1 protein-coding gene is annotated in these 940 nt (G+C 56.4%); it reads right to left on the bottom strand.

Annotation, left to right across the window (positions count from 1 at the left end; translation table 11 throughout):
- Positions 1–25 precede the first annotated feature (25 nt).
- A complete protein-coding gene (locus GVL52_RS27865; RefSeq protein ID WP_160012646.1) occupies positions 26–856 on the bottom strand; it encodes an IS5 family transposase in 831 nt (276 codons plus the stop codon).
- Positions 857–940 lie beyond the last annotated feature (84 nt).

Genomic DNA, 940 nt, shown 5'->3' with positions numbered 1-940 from the left:
TCTTAGAGTCGGACTCGAAAAGAGTTCAATGGTAGCAATAGCTTGCGAGACGTCTGGTGACGAGGCGGATATGGGCGATCATGATCCATGCCTCGGCTGAAGCGATGGATTTTTCGACGTCCTTCGCCAATCTCCGGCACCTTCCAAGCCATGCAAATGTTCGCTCGACGACCCAACGGCGTGGTAGCACTTCGAAGCCTTTGGTCTTGTCGCTGCGCTTGATGATTTCGACCGTGAAGCGACCGACCTTCTTCAGCTTCCGTTTCAATTTGTCGCCCGCATAGCCACCGTCGGCGAAAACATGCAGCAACCATGGCCATCTGTGACAAATGGATTTCAGTAAATCGGGAGCGCCATCGCGGTCCTGGATATCGGCGCTGTGAACCATGAGGCCGACCATCAGGCCGAGTGTGTCGACGACGATATGGCGCTTGCGGCCCTTGATCTTTTTGCCGGCGTCGTAACCTCGAATGCCGCCGCTTTCGGTTGTTTTGACGCTTTGGCCGATCACGCCTGCCGTAGGACTGGCCTCTTTGCCTTCCAGTTCGCGCGCCGCCATCACCAGATGGTGGTTGATGCGGGCCCAAAGCCCAATACCCCGCCACGCATAGAAGTATCGCTGAACCGTCGAGCACGGCGGAAAGTCCTTTGGCAGCATCCGCCATTGGCAGCCGCTCGAGGCGATATACAAAAGCGCATTCATGACCTCACGCAGCACCGTTGTCCGCGGTCGCCCAAGTCGACGGGGCGCAGGTAGGAGCGGTTCGACAATTCGCCATTCTCTATCCGTCATATCGCTTGCATAGCGTGCTGCTCGCCGGGCATATTGCCGACGGGTGGTTTCGGTCCAGGCCATCGTGAACTCCATCGAATCTTCGCAAATCCGAAGGAATCACAACCTGTTGAAATCACCCACTTCTTTTTGAGGCAGCCTCTTAGA

The sequence above is a fragment of the Rhizobium sp. 18055 genome (assembly GCF_902706285.1).
Taxonomy (GTDB): domain Bacteria; phylum Pseudomonadota; class Alphaproteobacteria; order Rhizobiales; family Rhizobiaceae; genus Rhizobium.
The sequence above is the reverse complement of the archived record's forward strand: the minus strand, read 5'-3'. Positions and strand labels throughout refer to the sequence as shown.

What these genes read in the sequence shown, in the direction of transcription:
- GVL52_RS27865 (WP_160012646.1), bottom strand. Translation starts at nt 856, where the DNA reads ATGGCCTGGACCGAAACCACCCGTCGGCAATATGCCCGGCGAGCAGCA.